Source organism: Collimonas silvisoli, from assembly GCF_018305005.1.
Classification (GTDB): domain Bacteria; phylum Pseudomonadota; class Gammaproteobacteria; order Burkholderiales; family Burkholderiaceae_D; genus Collimonas; species Collimonas silvisoli.
On record NZ_JAGQEG010000020.1, the window covers coordinates 21,424 to 46,799 of the forward strand.

Annotated in this window: 21 protein-coding genes; 16 read left to right on the plus strand and 5 right to left on the minus strand. The window is 58.1% G+C overall.

All coding sequences use genetic code 11. The annotated features are described in order from the left end of the window. Positions 1–37: 37 nt before the first annotated feature. A complete protein-coding gene (locus KHU33_RS07420) occupies positions 38–1,132 on the plus strand; it encodes a porin (protein WP_211461942.1) in 1,095 nt (364 codons plus the stop codon). 86 nt (positions 1,133–1,218) lie between these two features. Here the strand turns inward: KHU33_RS07420 and KHU33_RS07425 are convergent, their stop codons facing one another. From KHU33_RS07425 to modA, 3 genes are all read right to left on the minus strand, one after another. Further along, positions 1,219–1,884, minus strand: coding sequence for an ATP-binding cassette domain-containing protein (locus KHU33_RS07425; RefSeq protein ID WP_211461944.1), 666 nt, complete (start codon positions 1,882–1,884; stop codon positions 1,219–1,221). A gap of 10 nt (positions 1,885–1,894) precedes the next feature. Then, positions 1,895–2,575: a molybdate ABC transporter permease subunit gene (gene modB / locus KHU33_RS07430; RefSeq protein ID WP_211461946.1), complete on the minus strand. Its 681-nt coding sequence runs from the start codon at positions 2,573–2,575 to the stop codon at positions 1,895–1,897. Positions 2,576–2,643: 68 nt separating this feature from the next. Beyond that, complete coding sequence (gene modA, locus KHU33_RS07435; RefSeq protein ID WP_211461948.1) at positions 2,644–3,405, minus strand: molybdate ABC transporter substrate-binding protein; 762 nt, start codon at positions 3,403–3,405, stop codon at positions 2,644–2,646. A 173-nt stretch (positions 3,406–3,578) separates the two neighbouring features. Between modA and KHU33_RS07440 the strand changes: the two genes are divergently transcribed. From KHU33_RS07440 to KHU33_RS07455, 4 genes are all read left to right on the plus strand, one after another. Next, the gene (locus tag KHU33_RS07440; protein ID WP_211461950.1) at positions 3,579–3,938 is read left to right on the plus strand and encodes a winged helix-turn-helix domain-containing protein; all 360 of its coding nucleotides are present in this window, start codon (positions 3,579–3,581) and stop codon (positions 3,936–3,938) included. A 50-nt stretch (positions 3,939–3,988) separates the two neighbouring features. Further along, positions 3,989–5,752, plus strand: a complete 1,764-nt coding sequence (locus KHU33_RS07445; protein ID WP_211461952.1) for a ClcB-like voltage-gated chloride channel protein — start codon at positions 3,989–3,991, stop codon at positions 5,750–5,752. Between the two features lie 215 nt (positions 5,753–5,967). Further along, a complete protein-coding gene (locus tag KHU33_RS07450; RefSeq protein WP_211461954.1) occupies positions 5,968–6,513 on the plus strand; it encodes a hypothetical protein in 546 nt (181 codons plus the stop codon). Between the two features lie 164 nt (positions 6,514–6,677). Continuing rightward, positions 6,678–7,583 (plus strand): 23S rRNA (adenine(2030)-N(6))-methyltransferase RlmJ, encoded by a 906-nt coding sequence (locus KHU33_RS07455; RefSeq protein ID WP_211461956.1) that lies wholly within the window; start codon positions 6,678–6,680, stop codon positions 7,581–7,583. Between the two features lie 22 nt (positions 7,584–7,605). Here KHU33_RS07455 and msrB read toward each other — a convergent pair whose 3' ends face one another. After that, positions 7,606–8,094, minus strand: coding sequence for a peptide-methionine (R)-S-oxide reductase MsrB (msrB, locus tag KHU33_RS07460; RefSeq protein WP_211461958.1), 489 nt, complete (start codon positions 8,092–8,094; stop codon positions 7,606–7,608). 205 nt (positions 8,095–8,299) lie between these two features. On the opposite strand from msrB, the gene KHU33_RS07465 reads away from it, so the two are divergent. Genes KHU33_RS07465 through pnuC form a run of 3 tightly spaced genes read left to right on the plus strand, consistent with a single transcriptional unit; the run spans position 8,300 to position 12,430 of the window. Further along, the gene (locus KHU33_RS07465; protein ID WP_211461960.1) at positions 8,300–10,576 is read left to right on the plus strand and encodes a TonB-dependent siderophore receptor; all 2,277 of its coding nucleotides are present in this window, start codon (positions 8,300–8,302) and stop codon (positions 10,574–10,576) included. Positions 10,577–10,607: 31 nt separating this feature from the next. Continuing rightward, a complete protein-coding gene (locus KHU33_RS07470; protein WP_211461962.1) occupies positions 10,608–11,828 on the plus strand; it encodes a phosphotransferase enzyme family protein in 1,221 nt (406 codons plus the stop codon). Continuing rightward, complete coding sequence (pnuC, locus tag KHU33_RS07475; protein ID WP_211461964.1) at positions 11,828–12,430, plus strand: nicotinamide riboside transporter PnuC; 603 nt, start codon at positions 11,828–11,830, stop codon at positions 12,428–12,430. The genes KHU33_RS07470 and pnuC overlap by 1 nt, the downstream gene beginning before the upstream one ends. A 13-nt stretch (positions 12,431–12,443) precedes the next feature. Here the strand turns inward: pnuC and KHU33_RS07480 are convergent, their stop codons facing one another. Continuing rightward, positions 12,444–13,673 carry an EAL and HDOD domain-containing protein gene (locus tag KHU33_RS07480; RefSeq protein WP_211461966.1) on the minus strand — a complete coding sequence of 410 codons (1,230 nt, stop codon included), beginning with the start codon at positions 13,671–13,673 and terminating at the stop codon, positions 12,444–12,446. 560 nt (positions 13,674–14,233) lie between these two features. Between KHU33_RS07480 and KHU33_RS07485 the strand changes: the two genes are divergently transcribed. From KHU33_RS07485 to KHU33_RS07520, 8 genes are all read left to right on the plus strand, one after another. Continuing rightward, positions 14,234–14,773: a fimbrial protein gene (locus tag KHU33_RS07485; protein WP_211461968.1), complete on the plus strand. Its 540-nt coding sequence runs from the start codon at positions 14,234–14,236 to the stop codon at positions 14,771–14,773. 226 nt (positions 14,774–14,999) lie between these two features. After that, a complete protein-coding gene (locus tag KHU33_RS07490) occupies positions 15,000–15,743 on the plus strand; it encodes a fimbrial biogenesis chaperone (protein WP_211461970.1) in 744 nt (247 codons plus the stop codon). A 97-nt stretch (positions 15,744–15,840) separates the two neighbouring features. Then, entirely contained in the window at positions 15,841–18,414 is a 2,574-nt protein-coding gene (locus KHU33_RS07495) for a fimbria/pilus outer membrane usher protein (protein ID WP_211461972.1), read from the plus strand. A 43-nt stretch (positions 18,415–18,457) separates the two neighbouring features. Then, on the plus strand, positions 18,458–19,468 hold the full coding sequence (locus KHU33_RS07500; protein ID WP_211461974.1) for a fimbrial protein: 1,011 nt from the start codon (positions 18,458–18,460) through the stop codon (positions 19,466–19,468). Between the two features lie 657 nt (positions 19,469–20,125). Then, entirely contained in the window at positions 20,126–20,665 is a 540-nt protein-coding gene (locus KHU33_RS07505) for a fimbrial protein (protein ID WP_211461976.1), read from the plus strand. Between the two features lie 225 nt (positions 20,666–20,890). Continuing rightward, positions 20,891–21,640 (plus strand): fimbrial biogenesis chaperone, encoded by a 750-nt coding sequence (locus KHU33_RS07510; protein WP_211461978.1) that lies wholly within the window; start codon positions 20,891–20,893, stop codon positions 21,638–21,640. Between the two features lie 97 nt (positions 21,641–21,737). Beyond that, entirely contained in the window at positions 21,738–24,341 is a 2,604-nt protein-coding gene (locus KHU33_RS07515; RefSeq protein WP_329956034.1) for a fimbria/pilus outer membrane usher protein, read from the plus strand. A 9-nt stretch (positions 24,342–24,350) separates the two neighbouring features. Next, a complete protein-coding gene (locus KHU33_RS07520) occupies positions 24,351–25,352 on the plus strand; it encodes a fimbrial protein (RefSeq protein ID WP_230414108.1) in 1,002 nt (333 codons plus the stop codon). Positions 25,353–25,376 lie beyond the last annotated feature (24 nt).

Consider the following 25,376-nt stretch of genomic DNA (forward strand, 5'->3'; position numbering starts at 1 on the left):
TAAAAAATCTAAAAATGTTCAATCTATGGAGAGATGCATGAAAAAATACACTTTGTTATTGGCGGCAGCAGCGGCAAGCGTCGCCAGCGGCAGCGTAATGGCGCAAACCAATGTCACGATCTACGGCATTGTCGACACCAGCATTCGCTATCTCAGCAGCGATAACGCGGCCGGACAAAAGAACTTCATAGTCACGAATGGCGCAATTTCCAACAGCCGTATAGGTTTCAAAGGCAGTGAAGATCTGGGCGGCGGCCTGAAAGCGATTTTCCGTCTGGAGAATGGCTTCAACTCCAATAACGGCGCCATGTCCAGCCCGGGCGTGTTGTTCAGCCGCCAGTCTTACGTCGGCTTGAGCGGCAGCTTCGGCCAGTTCACTGTGGGTCGTCAACAGACTCCGTTGTTCGATCTGATGGCTGATCACTTCGATCCGCTGACAGTCGGCAATTACGACCAGAACGCATGGATGCCGGCCGGCGCAACCTTGGTCCGCAATTCGAATATGCTCAAATACTACGGTACGTTCGGCGGCCTTGCTGCCGGTGTGAGCTATGCCGCGGGCGAGAAGGCCGGATCGATCAGGCTAGGCAGCCAGATCGGCGGCACCCTGGCTTATACCGCCGGTCCGTTTGCGATTGGCGGCGGTTTTCAGCAAACTGTCAGCCCGACCAATTCGGACTGGAAGGATACCGCCTATAACCTGAGCGTTTCCTACACCCTGGGTGCAGCCAAGCTGTTTGGCGGCTACTATCGGATCAAGGACAGCACTGGCACCACTCCTGCATATTTCGGCGTCTCCAACAGCGTAGCTGCGATCAACGGCGGCATCGGCGGTGTTGAGCGCAAGGACAATGCTTACTTCCTGGGGGCGACTTATCAGGCAACTCCAGCCTGGTCGCTGACCGCCGCTGGTTACTATGACAAGAGCAAGAACGTCACGGTTGCTACTTTGGGCAGCCTGGGCGACGGCACCCGTTACGCGCTGGTCGGCGTGGCGGAATATGCCTTGTCCAAGCGGACTCAGGTCTACGGTACGGTGGACTACAACAAGGCCAAGAATGCGGCCTTGTCGGAACTGGTCGGCAAGGATAGCGTGACTGGCGTCGCTGTCGGTATCCGTCACATTTTCTAAGCAGCGTTTAAGCAGCATCCGGCTTGAGAAAAAAGCGTAGACCCGATTCGGGTTCTGCGCTTTTTTATGGTTTGGCGGGCGCGCGCTTACGGGTTTATCCTGCCGTCGCGGATTTCGAAGATCTCGTCGCCTAACAAGGCCAGGTCGGCCGGATCGTGGGTGATTACCATCATCGGCACATCGAGATGCCGTTGCAGTTCCGATAGCTCGCTCCGCATCTTGTCGCGCAAGCTCAAGTCGAGTGCGGAAAACGGTTCGTCCAGCAGCAAGATATCCGGCTCCAATACGAGTGCCCTAGCCAGCGCCACCCGCTGCCGCTGGCCGCCCGACAACTGATGCGGATAACTGTTGGCGGTGGCGCTCAGTTCGAACGAAGCCAGCCATTTTTTTACCATCGGATGATCATGCGGGCGGCGCAGATTGAAACTGCCTTTACGCAAACCGAAAGCCACGTTCTGCGCCACGGTGAGATGCGGAAACAGCGCATAGTCCTGAAACAGATAGGCAACTTTGCGTTGCTGCGGCGGCAGGCAAATCCCGGTGGCGCTATTGAATAAAATATTTTGCTTGAGACGTATCAAGCCGTAGTCAGGTATCAGCAAGCCGGCGATGGCTTGCAAGGTCAGGCTCTTGCCGGCGCCCGACGGGCCGTACAACACTACCCGGTTGCTGTCGGCGTGCAAGGCGATATCCAGATTGAAGCCGCGATCGCCGGCTTGCAGGTGTTTGCGTATGCTGATCTCGATAGTCATAGAAAATTCGTCATGATTGCTGCCTGCGGCGCTGGCTTTTCGGCAGCAGGCGGCCGGCGATCAGCAGCACCACGATGCAGGTGGCCGAGGTAATCAGCACCAGCAGATTGGCGGTCTGGTCGTCGCCGGCTTGCACCGCTTCATAAATCGCCACCGATAAAGTCTGGGTGCGGCCCGGCAGATTGCCGGCGATCATGAGGGTGGCGCCGAATTCGCCGAGTGCGCGGGCGAAGGCCAGCAAGACGCCCGCCGCGATACCCTTGGACGCCAATGGCAAGGTCACGCGGAAGAACACGCCGGCTTCCGATACGCCCAGCACGCGGGCGGCGTTTTCCAGTTGGCCATCGACATTGTCGAAGGCGGCGCGGGCGGATTTGAGGACCAGCGGAAAGGCGACGATGGTGGCGGCGATCACTGCGCCTTGCCAGGTGAATACCAGTTGGACGCCCCATTTTTCCAGCCAGGCGCCAAACACGCCACGGCGGCCCAGCAGCACCAGCAGGTAATAGCCGAGCACCGTCGGCGGCAGCACCAGCGGCAAGGTCAGCACGGCGTCGACCAGATCGCGCGCCGGCGAGCGCCAGCGCGACAAGCCATAGGCGGCGGCGACACCGAACAGCATGTTAAGCAGGGTCGCCCAGCCTGCAACTTTCAACGACAGCGTTAGGGCAACCCACACTCCGCTGTTCATGACTTCTGCTTTCTATTCACTGCATACCTTGTTGCTGTGCTGAAAAACCTGACGATAACACTCTGTCATCAGGGTTTCAAGAAACCGTAGCGCGCCAGCGTAGTCTGGCCGGTCGGCGACAGCACATAGGCGACGAACTTGGCTGCCATCTCAGCTTGTTTGGTAGTGGCGGTGACAGCGATCGGATAGCTGACCGCGGTTTGCGAAGGCACGCGCAATGCGACTTTGACCTTGTCCGGCATGATCGCGGCGTCGGTGGAAAAAACAAACCCGGCTTCGACTTCGCCGCGCGCCACGTAGTCCAGGCTTTGGCGCACGTTCTGCGCCGGCACGCCCTTGGCGGCAACCGCATCCCACAAGTTGGCGTGCTCCAGCGCGGCTTTGGTGTAACGGCCGACCGGCACCGAAGCCGGATTGCCGTAGGCGACGCGCTTGACCGCCGGCCGGGTCAGGTCCTGCAATTGCTGGATGTGCAGCTGGCTGTCGGCCGGCACGATCAGCACGATCTGGTTATTCGCAAAGTTCTTGCGGCTGCCGGTCAGCACCGCCTTTTCGCTTTCGGCCTTGTTCATGGCTTCCTGGTCGGCGGAGGCAAATACATCGGCCGGCGCGCCTTTGATGATCTGCTGCAGCAAGACATCGGATGCGGCAAAGTTGAATATCACCTTGGTGTCCGGATGTTGCGCTTCAAAAGACTGGCCCAGATCCTTGAAGGCGTTAGTCAGGCTGGCCGCAGCCGAGACCACCAGATCGGCTGCATGTACTGCCGGCGTCAACAGCAACAGGGGCAGGGCGCTGGCTAGAACCAGATGTTTAAAGCGACGCAACATGCAATATCTCCTGAGCAGCAAATGGCAAAATCGAAATATATGGCAGGATACAGCGTAGGTCAACTTTAAAAAATACTGAGGCCGCGTGAAATCCGGCCGGGTTTTTGTTGAGCTGGCGAACTTGTCAACGAAATATCTGAGCCGCTGCTGACCTCCTTGCTACAATCCCGCATATGGCAAATTCCAAATCGATTCGGCTCAGAGTGTTGCAGGGCGATGCAATCGCCTTCGGTCCCGGCAAGGCAGCACTGCTGCAGGCCATTCATGAAAGCGGTTCGATTTCCGCTGCAGCGCGCTCGCTTGGCATGTCTTATCGCCGCGCCTGGCTGCTGGTGGACGCGATGAACCAATGCTTCAAGTCGCCGCTGGTGGCGACCGCGACCGGCGGCGCCAAGGGCGGCGGCGCGCAAGTCACGCCAATCGGACATGAGATCATCGCCCGTTATCAAGCCATGCAAGGCAGGGCGGAGGCGGCGGTAGCGGCGGACATGGCGTATTTCGATACGCTGATGGTTCAGCCTGGCGACTCTTAAGCGCTGCCGGCGGCCGCACTCCAACCACCATCTTCTTGCCACCACACACCATGCTCTTACGTAGCACATCGCGCAGTACCCTCTTACGATACCGGATCCGCCTGCAACGCCTGTTCCATTTTTCGGAAAGCCATTCGATGCTGTTGTGGGCGGCGGTGGTTGGTTTCCTGGGTGCGCTGGCGACGATCTTGTTCCGCGAATGCATCTCCGGCTTGCAGTTGCTGCTGACCGGGCAGAGCGGCAGTTTTGTCGCCATCGCCAAGAGCTTGCCGTGGCCGATGCGTTTGTTGCTGCCGGCTGCAGGCGGCTTGATCGCCGGCGCGTTTTTACTGTGGGCGAGACGTATGCCGTCCAGCGCGACGTCGGACTATATGGAAGCGGTGGCGCTAGGCGACGGCAATATTCCGGTGCGGCAGAGCCTGTTGCGCAGCATGGCTTCGCTGGCGACAGTCGTCTCGGGTGGTTCGATCGGGCGTGAAGGTCCGATGGTGCAGCTGGCGGCGCTGGCGGCGTCGCTGGTCGGCCGTTTCACCTATTTCAATCCGGCCCGCTTGCGCTTGCTGGTGGCCTGCGGTGCGGCGGCCGGGATTACCTCGGCTTACAACGCGCCGATTGCAGGCGCATTTTTCGTGACTGAAATCGTGCTGGGCGCAATCGTCATGGAAAGTTTCGGGCCGGTGGTGGTGGCCTCAGTGGTGGCCAACATCACCATGCGCGAATTGCCGGGCTACCATCCGGCCTACGAGATGCCGCCGTTCCCGCCGATCGCCGGCATCGAGATCCTGTGGTTTGTCTTGCTAGGGATGATGGCCGGCGTCGCTGCGCCGCAATTCCTGCGTTTGCTGGGCTTTTCCAAAAAGATGTTTATCAAGACCGCTTTGCCGTTGCCGCTTCGGCTGGGCGTGGGCGGCTTGCTGCTGGGCTTGATTTCGATCTGGATGCCGGAGGTCTGGGGCAACGGCTATAGCGTGGTCAACTCTCTGCTGCATACGCCCTGGCTGTGGTGGAGCGTGCTGCTGGTGCTGGTGCTCAAGGTAGTGGCCACCGCCATTACCACCGGGTCCGGCGCGGTCGGCGGCATCTTCACGCCGACACTGTTTGTCGGCGCCGCCATCGGCTATCTGTTCGGGCTGGGGCTGCACACGGTGTCGCCGGGCACTATCTCGGGGCCGTTCGCGTATGCGATGGTGGGCATGGGCGCGTTCCTGGCGGCGGCCACCAGTGCGCCGCTGATGGCGATCCTGATGATTTTCGAGATGACCTTGAGCTATCAGGCTGTGTTGCCGCTGATGCTGTCCTGCGTGGTGGCTTACTTTGTGGCGCGCAGCATCAACGGCGCGTCCATGTACGACATCACCATCAAGCGCAATCGCGATGCGCAAGAGCGGGTGCGCTTGCGCGGCATCCACATGAATGAACTGATCCGGCCGGCGGAAACGGTGTTGCCGTTGACGGCGCCATTCGCCGAGATCAGCGGCCTGTTTTTGAAATATCCGGTGAAATATATTTACATCGTCGACCAGCGCAATCGCTATTGCGGCGTGGTGGCGCTGCAAGACATTACTTCCTGCCTGCTGGAGAAGAGCGATACGCAAGAGCGGGTGGCGGCGGATTTTGTGCGGCGCGAATTCCTGCATGTGGTGACGCCCGAAATGTCCCTGGGCGACGCCTTGCAATCCTTTCTCGATCATCAGGGCGAACGGCTGCCGGTGGTGCGCAGCCACGAAGATCCGGAATTGCTGGGGGCGGTCTACAAGACGTCCCTGCTGGACGCGTATTTCCGGCTGGATCGTGCGCAAGAGCTGCACGCCTAGCATATTGACGAGACAATATTTCACATTTGTTACCGCAGCAATCGCTGCACGCAAGCAAAGTTTGCTCTATATTGAACAGCGGGTTGCTGGCTTGCTTATTGGCTAGATTATTAGCTTGTTGAGCGCCGCCGGCCCGCAACCAATATCAACTCTGAGGAGCTGCAATGGGAATTCAGTGTGATTTACGGCTTTGTCAAAGGCAAGGCGGCTAGCTGATGCTGGATCTCCTGCGCAATCGGCTGCCTGGACGCAAGCCGACCAGACCGAGCGCCGAACTGGTGCTGATCCCCGCTTCCGAGCAGGCGCTGCACGCAGTGCGCCGACGCTGCCGGCAGATGGTGGCCCAGCGGGCGCTGTTGTCGGCCGGCGCGTCCGCCTTGCCGATCATGGGCGTCGATATCGCGATCGATATTCATCTGCTGTCGCACCTGATCGAAGACATCAACGCCGAGTTCGGCATGACGCCGCAGCAGATCGAAAAACTCCAGCCCAAGCTCAAGGTGGCTGCCTACAGCACCATTGTCGGCCTCGGCAGCACGCTGGTGGGGCGGATGGTGACGCGTGAGTTGATGCTGAAAATCCTGACTCGCAGCGGCGTCAAAGTGGTTTCCAAGAACGCTACCCGGCTGGTGCCTATCGCCGGCCAGATGGTGTCGGCAGCGATCGGCTTCTCGGCCTTTCGGGCGATAGGCAACCGGCACATCGAAGCCTGCGTCAAAGTGGCGGAAGAGATGTTGAAAATGCAATCCGCAATCGAATAGCTTTTTCTTATCGATTGCCGCAATGTTAGAATGCGGGTCGTTTGCGCAGCGGGGGGCCATGTACTATGCGCTTCCCAAGCCATCTACGCCGCACATCTACACAGCAGCCGACTGGCCCTTTGATGTAGAGTGTAGCAACACACTTCACCACGATAGAGTTTCCTATGTTGAGTTACCGCCATGCCTTCCATGCGGGCAATCATGCCGATGTGCTGAAGCACTTGGTCACCATCCAGTTATTGCGCTACCTGGGCCAGAAAGACACTTCCTACATGGTTGTCGACACCCATGCCGGCGCCGGCGTCTATGCGCTGGATGGCGGTTATGCGTCGAAAAACGCCGAATTCGAGACCGGCATCAGCCGCCTATGGGACCGCAAGGATCTGCCGCCGGCGGTGGCCGAGTATGTCGACGTGGTGCGGCAGTTGAACCCGGACGGCAAGCTGCGCTTCTATCCCGGCTCGCCGTATTGCGCCGACGCCACCATGCGCGAGCAAGACCGCCTGCGCCTGTTTGAACTGCACCCCAGCGACGGCAAGATCCTGACCGACAATTTCCGCCGCCTCGAAGCTGAGCGCGAGCGTGGCAGTGGCCGCGGCAAGCGCGTCATGATCCAGCAGGGCGACGGCTTTCTCGGCTTGAAGTCCTTGCTGCCGCTGCCATCGCGGCGCGGCCTGGTCCTGATCGACCCGCCGTATGAAGTGAAAGAGGATTACCGCCACGTCAAGAACACGCTGGAAGATGCGCTCACGCGTTTTTCCACCGGCACTTACGCCGTCTGGTATCCCGTGTTGAACCGCATGGAATCGCGCCAGATGCCGGACAAGCTCAAGCGCATGAAAGCCAATGGCTGGCTGAATGTCACGCTGACCGTGCGCACGCCGTCGCCGGACGGTTTCGGTTTGCATAGCAGCGGCATGTTTGTGATCAACCCGCCGTGGACGCTGGAGCCGATGCTGAAAGAATTGATGCCGTATCTGGTCAAGGTGCTGGGCACCGATTCCGGCGCCGGCTTTACACTGGAATCGGGGCAGACCAAGGCCGTTGATACCGGAACCCGGCGGGTATAAAGCGTAAAGCAAGGCCGATGAATCAGACCTCGGGCTTGAATTTCAGCACAGCGCCGTTCATGCAATAACGCAGGCCGGTAGGTTTCGGGCCGTCGTTAAACACATGGCCCAGATGGCCGCCGCAACGGCGGCAATGCACTTCGGTGCGGCGCATGCCGAGCGTAGTGTCGTCTCTGGTGGCGACTGCGTTCGGCAGCGGTTGCCAGAAGCTGGGCCAGCCGGTGCCGCTGTCGAATTTGTTCCTGGACGAAAAAAGCGCTAAATTACAGCCCGCACAGAAGAAGGTGCCGGCGCGTTTTTCATGGTCGAGCGGACTGGAAAAGGGCCGCTCGGTGCCTTCCTGCCGCAAGATCGCGTACTGGGTCGCGCTTAGGCGCTGTTTCCATTCGGCATCGGTATGCGTGACTTCAAACACTTCGGCGGCAACCGCCCGCCGGCTCCGGAGCGTCAGCAGCCCGCCCGCCAGCAACGCGGCGCCAGCCCTGAAAATGATATTGCGTCGGCTAACCATGAGTGCATCTCCTTTGATTTTGAAACTGCATCACATTGGTATACGTGGGAATGAGGCTGGCGGATGCAAGCTGCTTATTGCGCAGGCCCTGATTCCAATCTAATCAAAAAGACGGATAATGCGAGTCCTGTTTTAATCGCACCCGGATTCCCAGACTCACCATGTGCATAATGATTAATTGATATGTACATATAACAACAAAATAATGACAAATAAAAAACAGCTATACCCCGCGTCTGGTCGTGGCTTGCCGTCGCCTGCCAGAAAAAAACTGCTGATTACATTGATTGCCTCGGCCACAGCTGCCGCCCATATGGCGCACGCACAAAGCGCTTCCGATCGGGCAGAGACGGCGGCAACTGCTTCCGGGCGGCCACAAGTCAAGACGGATAACGCCGCGACCTTGCCGACCATTACCGTGACCGGCAGCGGAACCGGCACCGATAGTTATCGCAAGAAATCGGCCTCGATTGCGACATTCGGCGACGCTCCCTTGCTCGACACGCCCGCCTCGATTTCAGTCATCACGCGCAGCCAGCTGGACGATCAGCAGTCACGTCTGTTGAGCGAAGTGGTGCGCAACGACGCTGCGGTCGGCGACAATTACACGCCGGTCGGCTACTACGAAAATTTCGCTATTCGCGGTTTTGCACTGGATCTGGCGTCCAGTTACCAGATCAACGGCATGAGCATTGCGGGGGAACAAAATGTGGCGCTCGAAAACAAAGAGAGCGTCGAAATCCTGAAAGGCCTGGCCGGTCTGCAAAGCGGCATGGCGGCGCCAGGCGGCTTGATCAACTATGTGACCAAGCGCCCGGCCGATGTGCGTTCGGTGACGCTGGAAACCGACTCGCGTGGCTCGCGTTACCTGGCCACCGATATCGGCGCCTTGTTTGGCGAACAAAAGCAATTCGGCCTGCGCATCAACGCTGCCCACGAAAGCCTGCATTCGTATGTGAACGACGCCGACGGCCAGCGCAATTTTGCCTCGCTGGCGGCCGATTGGGTGATCACGCCGCAGGCGCGGCTGCAATTCGACGCCGAATATCAACACCGCGAACAACGCTCAGCACCCGGTTATCAACTGCTCGGCGGCACTGTCATCCCGAGCGATGTCTCGCCTTACAAGCTGCTGGGCGCGCAGCCGTGGGCCAAGCCGGTGACGATCAATTCCGTGAACCTGAATCTGCGCCTGGATCTCGATCTGACGCCGGATTGGCATGCGTATCTGGCGGCCAGCCGCAGCCGGGTGGTGATCGACGATAACTCGGCCTTCCCGTATGGCTGCGGTTACGGCAGCACTTGCGGCGCAGGCGGAACGCCAGCCCGCTATTTCAGCGCCAGCGGCGATTTCGATATCTACGACTATCGTTTCCCCGACGATACACTGCGCAATGATCAATTGCAGGCTGTGCTGCAAGGGCGTCTGGATACTGGCAAGCTGCGCCATGAACTGACCTTGGGCGCGAGTGCTTTCCGCCGCACCGTGGCGCAGAGCGATGGCGTCAATGAGTATGTCGGCAGCGATAATATTTATAACCCGAACCCGATCGTCTACGCGCCGTCGCCGTCGACGCCGGATGCGTCTTACCTGCGTCTCGACAGCCGGCAAAAATCCTTGTTTGCGGTAGACCGCCTCAGCTTCAATCCGCAATGGCAGCTGATTGCCGGCGCGCGCCAGGTGTGGGTCAATGAAAGGGCGCTCGACATCAGCGGCGCGGCGACGCGCACCACAGATAAAACCTTGCTTTTGCCGCAAATCGCCCTGGTCTACAAACCGCAAGCAGACCTGTCGCTGTACACCAGCTACAGCAAAGGTTTGACAATGGGCGGCCAGGCGCCGTGGTGGACCGAAAACGCCTATGCCTTTCTGGCGCCGACCGTGTCGCGCCAGATCGAGGCCGGCGTCAAATACGACTGGCGCGACCAGCTCAGCCTGAGCGCGGCGATATTCCAGATGAGCAAACCTTACGAATATCCAAAGCCGGATGAGAATGGTTTTACCTATGTCCAGCAAGGCACCGAAACCCATAGAGGGATAGAGCTAAATGCAGCCGGCCAGGTCAGCAAACAATTGCGCCTGACCGCCAGCCTGGCCTTGATTCAGGCCCGCGCCGAGGATACCGGCACCGCGGCTTACGACGGCCATCAGGCCATCAACGTGCCGCGGCTGCGCGCCGCCCTGTATGCCGCCTATACCGTGCCGCAGATCAGCGGCCTGAGCGTGCTGGGCGGCTGGCAATACAGCGCCGGCAAGGCGGCCACGCGGGAAGGCAATGTCGAAGTACCGGCCTATCATGTGTTCAATGCCGGCATGCGCTACAAAACCAGTTGGCAGGGCCACGCCACGGTGCTGCGCCTGAGCGTCGACAATCTGTTCGACAAGCGTTATTGGAAAGATGTCGGCGAATACATAGGCGACGGCTATCTGCACCTGGGCGCACCGCGCACGGCGCGTTTGTCGGTTCAGTACGACTTCTAATCCGGATCGGGAAATTTAGGAAACACGCTGCATGAGCGACGCAAGACAAAATGACGCTATCGACAATGGCATGCCAACGGTATTGAGCCACGGCATGGGGCTGGATGCGGTGACGCCGAGCTGGCCTGCACTGACGCTGGATGAAGTGGCTCGGCTGTCGCGCCGCTATCCCCAGATCGGCATGGTCAAGCGCCTGAACTGGCATAGCCCGCGGCCGTTTTCAAGCGCCTGCGTGGCCGACACCGAATCGGGGCCGGTATTTGTGAAGCGCTTGCTGCAGCAGATCCGGACTGCCGATGAGCTGATGGAAGAGCACCGCTTCATGGCGCATCTGCGGCAGCACGGGCTGGCGGTCAGCGAGGTGTTGCAAGCCAGCGACGGCAGCACGGCTTCTGCCGACGGCGACTGGACCTACGAAGTGCAACGCGTCGGCCAGGGAGTGGACCGCTATCGCGACGCTACCTCATGGACCCCTTTTGTCAGCACGGCGGATGCGGCGGCGGCAGGCAGTGCGCTGGCCATGCTGCATCTTGCCGCACGCGGCTACGATGCGCCCGCGCGCAGCACCAAATTGCTGGCCTCCGGCTTTACCCTGTTCAATACCGAAGATCCGCAACAAGTGCTGCAGCGGACCGGCCGTTACATACAGGAACGGCCGGCATTGGCCGACTATCTGGCGCAGCGCGACTGGCAACAGGATGTGACGCGCGTATTGCTGCCGTTTCACGCGCGCTTGAGCCCTATGTTGCATGGCTTGACGCCCTTGTGGACGCATAACGACTGGCATGCTTCCAACCTGTTATGGCAGGCGCGCGGGCGGTCTGCGGTGACGACAGTGCTCGATTTCGGCCTGGCCGACCGTACTTGCGCAGTCTACGATCTTGCCATCGCCATCGAGCGCAACCTGATCGAATGGCTGGCGTTGCCATCGACGCCGGTGCCGCTCGACCAGCGGGCGCTGGTGCATATCGATCAGCTGGACGCCATGCTCGATGCTTATGAAGCAGTGCGGCCATTGTCTGCGCTGGAAGCCGCCGCGTTGGCGGCGCTGCTGCCGGTGGTGCATGCCGAATTCGCGCTGTCGGAGCTGGCTTACTTTCACGGCGTGCAGAAATCCGCCGAGAATTCGGCGCTGGCCTACGATACTTATTTCCTCGGTCACGCCGAGTGGTTTAATAGCGATGCCGGCGAATATCTGCTGGATCATCTGCAGCGTCGCTGCAACCGTAAAATTCATCGACAGGAGTCTTGATGTCAGGTTTGGAAATCAGCGCCGTCATAGTGAGCGCACTGGCCGTCTGGCTGACCGCCCGCCGCCATCTATGGTGCTGGCCGATCGGCCTGGTCTCGGTGCTGCTGTATGCGCGGATTTTTTTCGCCGCCAAGCTCTACTCCGATTTGTTGCTGCAATTGATCTTTGCCGTCATGCAGCTGTACGGCTGGTGGCAGTGGAGCAGCAGCAGGGGGAATAGTCAGCACAACGATCAGCACCATATACAGCCGCAGCGCCTCTCCAGGTCAGGCTGGCTGGCGGGTTTGCTGGCGGGGGCGCTTGGCAGCGCATTGCTGGGTTACGTCATGGCCAGCTTTACCGACGCCCACATCCCCTGGCTGGACTCGGCGCTGACCAGTTTCAGCCTGGTGGCCCAGTTCTGGATGGCGCGCAAATATGTCGCCAACTGGTGGCTGTGGATTGCGGTCGACATCATCTATGTCGGCGTGTATATCTATAAAAACCTGAACCTGACCGCCGGTTTGTATGCGGCTTTCATCGTGCTGGCAGTCATCGGCTTGCGTAACTGGCAGCGCCAGCTGGTCGTGCATCAACCGGCAAACGCTGCCGCAGCGCTCTAATCCAAGCTGCAGTCTAAGCGGTCTTCACGCGCAGCTTTTGCGCCCAAGCCAGCGCTGACAGATGCGCCAGGTTGACCTCCATCGGGCTGATCTTGAGTGCGCCGGCCAACGGCCCGAGCAGCGGTGAATTCAGTTCGCAAGCCTCGGCCAGCGCTACGTATTGGCCATATGGTCCGGCACGGGTCAGCAGTGCCTCGGCCACCTGGTCGGACAATTTGATATTGGCCAGAACCTCTTCCATGCTGACACCCAGCAGGCGATCCAGCAGCGAAAAAATACCGGCGACAAACAGGCTTTCCGATTCGCCCCTAGGCAGATATTTTTGTCCGAGCAACTCCGAGAAACGTCCGCGGATGATCGCGGTTTCCATCAGTACCGGCGAATAGCCGCTGCTGCTGGCGGTCGCCAGCAATAGAGACAGCCATTGGAACAGCGCCTCATAGCCTAGCAAGGCGAGGGCGCCGCGCAATGACTGTACTTCTGCTTTCAAGCCGAACGCGGCGGAATTGATAAAGCGCAGCAATTCGTAGGACAAGCCAGGATCGCGCTTGAACATTTCTTCGATCTTTTGCAGATTATCGTTCCTGGCGACCATGTTCATGATTTGCACGATGATCTGTTGCGCCGGATTCAAGCCTGTGGCGCGTTTGCCGGGGCGCGGCGTCAGGTGCAGTTTGCCGACGAAAGCGTCCAGTCCCAGCATGGCGCAGGCGTCATAGTCCTGCCAGCTGCTGACCGGCCGCCCGACCATGCGCAGCGACGATTTTTTTAGCGCGGCGTAGCGGCGCGCCTGCGCCGCAAAATCGCCGGCGGAAAAACGTACTTCAAGATGCGAGATATCAGTGGGCAGCGCGCTGGACAACACTGCGCCTGCCAGCTCGGCGTCGCGTAACGATATGCCATAACCCTGAGCGCGCAAGGCTGTTACGGCAGCCGATGTATCGGGATCGGCAAGGTCGCTGTGCTTGAGCGTCAGCACCGTGCTGGCGGCCGGCATTCTTTTAATCGCCTCGCTGTTAAGCAGAGCCGGAGACACCTCCAGGAATAGCAGTTTGTTGCCCAGCAGCCAGTGGCCTTGCTCGCTGCTTAATTGATCGGCGACGAAAGTCAGCAAGCCATGCAAATCCTCTCCATTCGGCTGCGCATCGTCGCCGCGGACTTCCTGCCAAGTCAGCTCGTAACCGACAACGCCTTGTTTCGGATCAAGCAGAGGTTCTCGAACTATGAAATTTTCATTACTCATCTTGGTTTTTTATAGTGAATGGTGGAGGAGGGTAGGAGATCAGATTTTTCTGAACAGTGTTTTCAAACAATCAGTGTTTCTAAGCCATCGGTGTTTCTAAGCCATCGGTGTTTCTAATCCATCTGCGCTTCTAATCCACGTTAACGGCTGTTTTCTCGAAAAATTAAGCAAATGGCTCTATCCACGTGGAAATGTGTCATGGAGTCGGAAGAAAGATGTCGTATTGTTACGACAAAATTGCATATTATCAACAAGCATCCAATTTGTTTTTGATTGGCAATTGATTGCTCTCTAGATTTATATGGTTTTTGAATATCGCCCGGAGAGGCAGGTCAGGACTGGCTTTGCGACATTTAATTGATTGTTATAAGCAGTAATAATCTCGCAATTTGCCTTGAATTTTTAAGTTGTTTGTTGCTGATGAATAACTAATTATAATTAATAATTGTTAAACATTGTTATATATGTATTTTTGTGAATTTTTACCCCTAGAATGTGTTTCGCCGTGTTGGCAATTCATTAATGTGAATAGAACATCAACTTTATATCTGAGGGTAATAATGAAACAAATGACTATCGCTAAATTGGTTGCAGTTGCTGCTGCAGGTCTGTTGTCCCAAGCGGCCTTCGCCGACGGCGGCACGATCAATTTCAACGGCCGGATCGTCGACTCCCCATGTTCGATCGCTCCAGCCAGCCAAAACATGACTGTGCCAATGGGTACGGTTTCCCGCGCAGTGCTGAACGGCGCCGCCGGCAAGAAGGCCACACCATCGAAGTTCCAGATACTGCTGCAAAACTGCGGTGCGACTGCCAAAGGCGCAACCGTCACTTTCACCGGCACAGCCGATGCCAACGTGACCGACGACCTGGGCCTGGCCAACGCTGGCCAGGTAGGCGTTACTGCTGCAACTGGCGTCGCCATCGAACTGGGCGACTCTGCCGGCACCAAGATCCCTGTCGGTTCGGCATCGGGCACCTACGTGTTGGGCTTGGGCGACAATCCTTTGAACTTCCAAGCTACCTACGTTTCGACTGGCCCTGCAGTCACCGTCGGTCCAGCTAACTCAAGCGCGCAGTTCGTTGTTACTTACCTGTAAGCAGCGTCCCTGGCAAAAATCCTATAACTGCATTTCTTCATCTCTGTGTGACGGGATGAAGTGCCGGGCGCTTGCTAAGGCCAGGCTTTGAGGATGCGCCGGCGTGCCGCAACGGTAACGGCACGCCGGCCATCATTTTCCCGCTACCCATGCATCAATTTGTGAGCACGTGGCAATTGCTTGCTTAGAAATTTGTGCATAGGACATTTGATAGACGAGGTTTTCCATGTTGAGCAAACGATTCATCACTTCCGCCATTCTCGGCAGCGCGCTGGCAATCTGCACGCTGGCGGCCAACGCCAGTGTGATGCTGGGCGGCACCCGCGTGATCCTGGGCGAGAAAGACCGGCAGGCGTCGATTCCGCTGAAGAACACCGGCAGCTCGCCGTATGTGGTGCAGACCTGGGTCGACGCCGGCGAAGGCAAGAACAAGGCGCCGCTGCTGGTGACGCCGCCTTTGTCGCGGCTCGATCCGGGCGCGGAAAACATCTTGCGCATCGTGCGCATTTCGGGCGACTTGCCGAGCGATCGCGAATCGGTGTTCTGGCTCAACGTCAAGGAAATCCCCGAAAAATCGGATCAGCCGAATGTGCTGCAAATCGCGGTGCGCACCCGCATCAAGATTTTCTACCGGCCGGCAGGCCTGACCGGCAAGCCGGATGAGGCACGCGGCCTGATCACGTTGGCGGTGGTGCCGGGCGAGGACGGCAAGGGCGCGGCGCTGCGGGTCAGCAATCCGAGCGCTTATAACGTGACGTTTACCGGTTTCAAGATCAATGGCAACAAAGAACAGACCAAGGCTGGCATGGCGCCGCCTTTCGGTGCGCTTGATTTTCCGCTGACCGCGATCAGCAGCCCGCAGGCAATCGATGTCAGCTACACCACCATCAACGACTACGGCGGCGAAACGCCGGAAGTTGTGACCAAGGCTGCGGTTGCCGGTGCAACGCCTGCTGTCGCCGGCAAATAGGCACCGTCGCGATTCACAGGTAATTCACACGTAGCGCCAAGTCCTGTTAAGGCAAGTCAGTCTGTCGCGCAAGGCAGAAATAAAGGAAGGGAAAGCTGTGATCAGATCGTCGCATCAACGCAAGCCGGTACGCCTGGCGCTCTCCGCGATCACGCTGGCGGTGCTGGCGCAGCTGGCCCATGCGCAAGGACAGGCCGGTTCGGTATTCAATGAACAATTCCTGGATATCGGCGGCGGGCAAAGCCGTGCTGACTTGTCTTTGTTCGCGTTCGGCAATCGCGTCATGCCCGGCAATTATCTGGTCGACGTCAGCCTGAACGAAAGCAGCATCGGTCAAAGCCAGGTCGATTTCGTCGACAAGGGCGATGAAAAAAATGCCCAGCCTTGCCTGACCCGCGCCATGCTGGACGGCTGGGGCGTCAAGGTCGAGGTGTTTCCGGCCTTGATGGCGGCCGGCGATCAATGCGTCGATCTGGCGCAAGCGATTCCCGGTTCCAGCGTTTCTTACGACGGCGAGAAACTGCGTCTGTTCGTCAGCATCCCGCAAGCCGCCATGAAGCGCCAGGCGCGCGGCGCCATCAGCCCCGACAAATGGGACAAGGGCATCAATGTCGGCATGCTGGATTACCAGTTTTCGGCGGCGCGCTATGACGGCGGCAACAATAACACCAACAGCAATGTCAACAGCAGCATCACCGAATTCAACGCCAATCCGAGCACTACCACGCAAGCACGCAATACCTTGTATGCCGGCCTGCGCGGCGGTTTCAATCTCGGCGACTGGCGCTTTCGCAATTTCTCTACCTATAACCGCGGCGTCGACGGCGAGGGCCGCTGGCAATCGGTGACCTCGTATCTGCAGCGCGATATTGCCTCTCTCGGCGGCCAGCTGGTGATTGGCGACAGCACCACGCCGGGCAATTTCTTCGACGCCTTCCCGTTTCGCGGCGTCCAGTTGTCGTCCGACGACGGCATGCTGCCCGACAGCCAGCAAGGTTACGCGCCGACCATCCGTGGCGTGGCGCAGGGCAACGCGCGTGTGACGGTGCGGCAGAACGGTTACGTGGTGTACAGCAGCTACGTAGCACCCGGCCCATTCGTGCTGGACGACCTGTATCCAACCTCGCCCAGCGGTGATCTGGAAGTCACGATTACCGAAGCCGATGGCCGTGAAACCAAGTTCAAGCAAGCATTCTCCGCGGTGCCGACTTTGCTGCGCGAAGGCGTCTGGCGTTACAGCGCGACTGGCGGCCAGTACCGCAACGGCTATTCAACCATCAATAGCGGCTCCAGCAGCGCCAAGCCGAATTTCGTGCAAGGCAGCTTGGCGCGCGGCCTGGGCCGGGAATATTCAGTGTACGGCGGCTTGATCGCCTCGGATATTTATCAATCGGTATTGTTCGGGGTCGGCAAGAACCTGCGCGCTTTCGGCGCCATCTCGGCCGATCTGTCGCAAGCGCATACCAAGGGACCGAACCGGCAAGACGTCAACGGCCAGTCATTGCGATTCCTGTACGCCAAGGCGTTCGAGAATTACGGCACTTCGGTGCGCATGGCCGGTTACCGCTATTCCACCGGCGGCTTCCGCACCTTCCAGGAAGCGGCGCAGATGCAGGATCTGCAAACCGGGCAAGAACTGAATAACCGCCGCAATCAATTGCGGCTTGAACTGGCTCAGCAGCTGGGCAGCAACGGCGGCACCGCCTACGCATCGGCGCAGCAGCAAAGTTATTGGGGCACCGATCAGAAAGACCGTCTGATCCAGGTCGGCTATTCGAATTTCTATAAACAGCTTAGCTACAGCGTTTTCTATAACTACAGCACCAATCTGAACGGACCATCGAATCGGCAACTGATGCTGACCTTGTCGATCCCGCTCGGCGATAGCCGTTCCTATGCGCGCTACACCGTAGCCAAGGGCAACAACGGCGAGCTGACGCAACAGGCCAGCGTCTACGGTTCGGCGCTGGATGACGGCCGCCTGACTTACAACGTCACCGCCGCCCATTCGAATCAGCAAGACAACAGCGGCAGCGCCAGCGCCAGTTATCTGTCGCAAATCGGCCGCTTCGATTTCGGCCGGGCGCAAGGATCCGGTTATGGCCAGACCACGCTCGGCATTGCTGGCGGCCTGGTGGTGCATGGCGGCGGCGTCACCCTGGCGCAGCCTTTGGGCGAAACCATGGCGCTGGTGCAAGCGCCGGACGCCGCCAATGTCGGCTTTGAAGTGTATCCCGGCGTGCGTACAGATAGCCGCGGCAACGCGGTACTGGCGAATCTGAGCCCGTACCGGCTGAATCGTCTGGCGGTGCGCACCGAGGATCTGGGCGACAACGTCGAAGTCAAGAATGCCGCATTGGATGTAGTGCCGACCCGTGGCGCGGTGGTGCTGGCGAAATTCGAAACCTCGATCGGCTTGCGCCTGATGCTGAACCTGAGCGACAGGAACGGCAAGCCGCTGCCGTTCGGCGCCAGGGTCGAAAACCAGCAAGGACAGGAGATGGGCATCGTCGGCGGCGAAGGCCAGACCTTCATCAGCGGCGCCAAGGAGGCCGACGCGTTTACCGTGAAGTGGGGCCAGGCTGCGGCCGAGCAGTGCCGCATTAAATATCGCGTACCGCTTGAGAAAAATCCAGCGCCGATTCGTGAATTGAATGCGCAGTGCGAATGAGCGCCGGCGTTAATCCGGGTCAATGAGGAATAGGGAAAAGAGCATGAAGATATTGCGGATAAAAATTGCTGACGCCCGGCGTTGCCTGGCATTGCTGGTGTTGCCTGCCTTGGCCCTGCTGGGCGTTAGCGGTGTCCAGGCTGCCTGCTTCCGGCCGGCCGGTGCGGTCGAGAAAATCATCCAGATGGATATGGGTACGGTGGTCATTCCGAACAATGCAGCCGTCGGCGCGGTTTTCGCCACCAAGAGTTTCACCATTCCAATTGCCGGTGCATCTGAAATATCATGGAACTGCCCCGGCGGCGGTTTTGTCAGCGGCAAGATATTGCAAGGTTCGGCGCTGGCCGGCATGCCCAATGTTTACACAACTGCCGTCACCGGCGTAGGCATCAGATTGTCGCGCCAGATTACCGGCATCGGCCAGACTTACTACCCTCATGTGATCAACATTCCGAATGGCAATGCGCAGTTTTTAAGTCCGTCGTATTTCACTGTCGAGTTGATCAAGACCGCGACCAAGACCGGCAACGGGCCGCTGGCGGCGGGTACTTACACCACCTACACGGGCAACGGCGATAACAAATCGGCCATCACCTCTATCCTGTCCGGCAACGGCATCACCATCATCACGCCGTCGTGCACGGTGGATGTCGGTTCGCAGAATATCGCGGTGAATTTCGGTTCGATATCGCGCGCCAGTTTTAAGGGCGTCGGTACTACAGCGGGATCCAAGAGCTTCAGTATCAAGCTGAATTGCCAGCGCGGCGAAAATGCCCAGAATACGATTGCGTTGAGAATGTCAGGCAGCGCCGATCCATCCAACCAGCTCGGCGTGCTGCAATTGACGCCGGACGCCGGTGTCGCCACCGGCGTCGGCATCCGGGTGCTGGATCAAGCCAGCAAACCGGTCAGCTTTGGCGCATTGATGACGGTCGGTCCCTCCGCCGATATCCAGTACATCGTGCCGTTCACCGCCAGTTATTACCAGACTGCGCCGACGATCACTACCGGATCAGCCAACGGCGCCGCCACCTTTACCGTCGAATATCAATAGCGGCCGCCCATCTTGCCTGGCGGCGAAAGTCAGCCAGGCACACACAATCTCTTCATTCATTTGCGCATCGGCACTGCCAATTCTTTACCAGCAGGCATCGTAGCCGGCAAGGTCTTGTTTCGGCCCGAGTAAAAATTGCTTAAGAATCAAGTTTTTCTTGGGTATCTTGGATTTTTATGCTGGTCGATGGCGCGGCCTGCAGGATCGGTTTTCCTGAATAGCTCACGGTCGTTTTTTTAATGAGCAATTAGTACGGTCTGCGATGAGTTATGCCATGACGCAAAGATTGTGTTGTATTTAAACAACGAGTCGGTATATTTTTCATAATTATTTTTGCGTTGCAAAATGGAAATTAATCTATTTTTTTTGGATCATGCTGTTTTGAGTTTTGTATGTAAAAGCCAGAAGATACTCTAATTTAATACATTTAATATCATATTATTGAATGAAGTCCATGTAAATTAATTGTGAATTATCGTGGCAGGCGCACAATTTCAAAAATCAATGTCTACACAATTTTCATTTATTTTTCTTGAGTTGCTCATTTCCCATTGACAACCAATAAGAAATTTATAATTTTTTTTCAGATTTTTCCCTTACAATGGCCTTGCATTAAGTTGTCAATTGATTAATGCATTAACTTTATCCGAGGAAAAAATGAAACAAATGACTATCACTAAACTGATTGCAATTGCTGCTGCAGGTCTGTTCTCCCAAGCTGCTTTCGCGGATGGCGGTACCGTCAATTTCAGTGGCAAGATCACTGACTCGCCATGCGGTATCTCTGCCTCCAGCATCAACCAGCTTGTACAAATGGGTACCGTTCCTGCAGCAAAGCTGAATGGTGCTGCGGGCAAGAAAGCCGACAGTGTCCCTTTCACAATCCTGTTGACAGACTGCGGCGTAACTGCCAAGGGCGCAACCGTCACATTTAGCGGCGTCGCTGATGCTACGGTGACTGACATTCTGCGTATTAGTAACGCGGGCCAGGTTGGCATCTCTGCCGCAACTGGCGTTGGCATCGAATTGGGTGACTCTGCAGGTGCCAAGATCCCTCTCGGTTCGGCATCGGGCAACTACGTTTTAGGTGTGGGCAACAATCCATTGAAGTTCATGGCTACTTACGTTTCGACCGGCCCTGCAGTGACTGTTGGTCCTGCTGACTCTAGTGCGCAGTTCGTTGTTGCTTACAACTAATCGGCTCAGAAAAAACCTTAGCTTCCGCTACTTCATCTCGCCAGGTTTGACGAGGTGAGGCGCTTGGCGCTTGCCACGGCCAAGTTTTGAGGATGCGTCGGCGTGCTGCAACGGTAACGGCACGCCGGCCATCATTTTCCCACTACCCATGCATCAATTTGTGAGTACGCACCAGCGGCTTGCTTAGAAATTTGTGCATAGGACATTTGATAGACGAGGTTTTCCATGTTGAGCAAACGATTCATCACTTCCGCCATTCTCGGCAGCGTACTGGCAATCTGCGCGCTGGCGGCCAACGCTGGCGTAATGCTGGGCGGCACCCGCGTGATCCTGGGCGAGAAAGACCGGCAGGCGTCGATCCCGCTGAAAAATCACGATACTTCACCTTACGTGGTGCAAACCTGGGTCGACGCCGGCGAAGGCAAGAACAAGACGCCGCTGCTGGTGACGCCGCCCTTGTCGCGGCTTGATCCGGGCGCGGAGAACATCTTGCGCATCGTACGCATCTCGGGCGATTTGCCGAGCGACCGCGAATCGGTGTTCTGGCTCAACGTCAAGGAAATTCCCGAAAAATCGGATCAGCCGAATGTGCTGCAAATCGCGGTGCGCACCCGCATCAAGATTTTCTACCGGCCGGCAGGTCTGGCCGGCAAGCCGGAAGAGGCGCACAGCCTGATCACGCTGGCGGTGGTGCCGGGCGAGGATGGCAAGGGGGCGGCGCTGCGGGTCAGCAATCCGAGCGCTTATAACGTGACGTTTCCCGGTTTTAAAATCAACAACAGTAAAGAGCTGACCAAGGCTGGCATGGTGCCGCCTTTCGGCGCTCTCGATTTTCAGATGAACATGATCAGCAGCCCGCAAGCCGTCGATGTCAGCTACACCACCATCAACGACTACGGCGGCGAAACGCCGGAAGTCGTAACCAAGGCTGAGGTCGCGAGCGCCGCTGCGGCGCCGCATGCAGCGGTCAAATAAACATTACTGCCATCTCCAGCTAACGCCAAGTCCCATCAGGGTGTGTGAGTCTGTGCGCAAGACAGGAAGCAAGACAGTAATAAAGGAAGGGGAAGCTGTGATCAGATCGTCGCATCAACGAAAGCCGGTACGCCTGGCGCTGTCCACCATTACGTTGGCAGTGCTGGCGCAGATGGCCCATGCGCAAGAGCGGGCCGGCTCGGTGTTCAACGAAGAATTCCTGGATGTCGGCGGTGAGCAAGGTAGGGCCGATCTGTCTTTGTTCGCGTTCGGCAATCGCGTCATGCCCGGCAATTATCTGGTCGACGTCAGCCTGAATGAAAGCAGCATCGGTCAAAGCCAGATTAATTTCGTCGACAAGGGCGATGAAAAAAATGCCCAGCCTTGCCTGACCCGCGCCATGCTGGACGGCTGGGGCGTCAAGGTCGAGGTGTTTCCGGTCTTGATGGCGGCCGGCGATCAATGCGTCGATCTGGCGCAAGCGATTCCCGGCGCCAGCGTTTCTTACGACGGCGAGAAACTGCATCTGTTCGTCAGCATCCCGCAAGCCGCCATGAAGCGCCAGGCGCGTGGCGCCATCAGCGCGGAAAAATGGGACAAGGGCGTCAACGCCGGCATGCTGGATTATCAGCTTTCGGCGGCGCGTATGGACGGCGGCAGCAATAGCAGCCGCGATATCCAATTCAGCGGCAATTCGAACACCTCCAGCCAGGCGCGCAATACCTTGTATGCCGGCCTGCGCGGCGGCGTCAATCTCGGCGACTGGCGCTTGCGTAATTTTTCCAGTTATAACCGCGGCGCTGACGGCCGCGGCCGTTGGCAGTCGGTGACCTCGAATCTGCAGCGCGATATTGCCTCTCTGAGCGGCCAGCTGGTGATTGGCGACAGCACCACGCCGGGCAACCTCTTCGATGCGGTTCAATTTCGCGGCGTCCAGTTATCGTCCGACGACGGCATGCTGCCCGACAGCCAGCAAGGCTATGCGCCGACCATCCGTGGCGTGGCCCAGGGCAATGCGCGGGTGACGGTGCGGCAGAACGGTTACGTGGTGTACAGCACCTACGTAGCGCCCGGCCCGTTTGTGCTGGACGACCTGTATCCGACTTCCTCCAGCGGCGATCTGGAAGTCACGATTACCGAAGCCGACGGCCGTGAAACCAAGTTCAAGCAAGCATTCTCCGCCGTGCCGACTTTGCTGCGCGAAGGCAGCTGGCGCTACAGTGCGACCGCCGGTCAGTATCGCGACGGCTTTTCAAACAGCCGCAGTAGCAGCAACGCTGCCAAGCCCAGATTCGTGCAAGGAACGATAGCGCGCGGCATGGGCAAGGAATTTTCACTATATGCCGGTACGATCCTCTCCGATCCTTATCAATCGGTGCTGTTAGGCGTCGGCAAGAACCTGCGCGATTTCGGCGCCATCTCGGCCGATCTGTCGCACGCGAATACCAAGACGCCGGACCGGCCGGATGTCGGCGGCCAGTCCTTGCGTTTCCTGTACGCCAAAGTGTTCCAGGATTACGGCACCAATGTGCGCATGGCCGGTTACCGCTATTCCACCGGCGGCTTCCGCACCTTGCAGGAAGCGGCGCGCATGCAAGACCTGCAATTCGGCCAGGTACTCAATAACCGCCGCAACCAGTTGCAGGTGGATATATCCCAGCAACTGGGCAGCCACGGCGGCGCGGTCTACGCTTCGGCGCAGCAGCAAAGTTATTGGGGCATAGCAAAAAAAGACCGTCTGATCCAGGTCGGCTATTCGAATTTCTATAAACAGCTTAGCTACAGCGTTTTCTATAACCAAAGCAGCAGTCTGTACGGCCCCACCAACCGTCAGTTGATGCTGACCTTGTCGATCCCGCTCGGCGATAGCCGTTCCTACACCCGCTACACCGTGGCCAAGGGCAGCAACGGTCAGGTCAATCAACAGGCCAGCGTGTACGGTTCGGCGCTGGAAGACAGCCGGCTGACCTATAACGTCACCGCAGCCCATTCGAATCAGCAAAACAACAGCGGCAGCGCCAGCGCCAGTTATTTGTCGAAAATCGGCCGGATCGACTTCGGCCGTACCCAAGGATCCGGTTATGGCCAGACCACGCTCGGCATGGCTGGCGGCCTGGTGGTGCATGGCGGCGGCGTCACCCTGGCGCAGCCTCTGGGCGAAACCATGGCGCTGGTGCAGGCGCCGGACGCCGCCGATGTCGGCTTTGAAGTGTATCCCGGCGTGCGCACCGATAGCCGCGGCAACGCAGTACTGGCGAATCTGAGCCCGTACCGGAGCAACCGCCTGGCGGTGCGCACCGAGGATCTGGGCGATAACGTTGAAATCAAGAATGCGGCACTGGAAGTGGTGCCGACGCGCGGTGCGGTGGTGCTGGCGAAATTCGATACGTCGATCGGCTTGCGCCTGATGCTGAACCTGAGCGACAAGAACGGCAAGCCGCTGCCGTTCGGCGCCAGGGTCGAGAACCAGCAGGGGCAGGAAATGGGCATCGTCGGCGGTGAAGGCCAGACCTTCATTACCGGCGCCAAGGATGCCGATGAGCTGAAAGTGAAATGGGGCAGGGGCGCGGCCGAGCAGTGCCGCGTTAAATACCGCGTGCCGGCAGAGAAAAATCCGCCGCCGATTCGGGAACTGAGTGCGCAGTGCCAGTGGACGGCGGCATCAATGCAGGAACATGAGATGCAGGAACATGAGAAATAGAGGATGGACATGAAGATATTGCGAAAAAATGCTGGCACATGGCCTTGCCTGGCGTTGCTGACCGTTAGCGGCGCACAGGCTGCTTGTTTTCGGGTGCCCGGTGCTAGCGTGAAAACCATCCAGATGGATATGGGCACGGTGGTCATTCCGAACGATGCAGCCATCGGCGCGGTTTTTGCGAGCCAGAACTTCCCGATTCCGATTGCAGGTGATTCCGAAGCAGCATTTCAATGCGATAGCGCTGGCGGCACTACCAACGGCAACATGCTGCAGGGTTCGTTGGTGGCTGGTTATCCGAATGTTTATACAACGCTGGTGCCTGGTGTCGGGATTCGATTGTCAAGATTGATCGGGCAAATAAGCGGTGCCGGCGTGCGTACTTATTACCCGCACATATTGAGTTTCCCGGCGGATGTTCCGGTGCGTTTTTATAACCCGTCTTACTTCACAGTTGAACTTGTCAAGATTGCCGCAAAAACCGGCAATGGCCCCTTTGCCGCCGGTACTTACACTATATATTATGGCAATGGCGACTATATATCAGCCATTACCACTATCCTGTCCGGCAACGGCATCACCATCGTTACGCCGTCATGCGCAGTGGATGCGGGTTCGAAAAATATCCCGGTCAATTTCGGCGACGTTGACAAGAACCGCTTCAAGGGCGTCGGCTCGACTGCCGCCGACCGGCCTTTCAATATCAAGCTCAATTGCCAGCGTGGTGAAAACATGCAGAATACGATTTTACTGAAGATGAGCGCCACCGCCGACCCATCCAATCAGCCTGGTGTGTTGAGGTTGAAACAGGTCGCCGGCGTGGCGACCGGCGTCGGTATTCAACTATTGGATAAAAACAGTGCGCCAGTCAGATTCGGTACGGCGGCCACGGTCGGCACCTCTGCGGACATCACCTATACTGTGCCGTTCACCGCCAGGTATTACCAGACTGCGGCGGCCATCAAACCCGGCCCAGCCAACGGCGAGGCGACTTTTACGGTCGAGTATCAATAAGCGCTGTTCATCCCGCCAGACGCT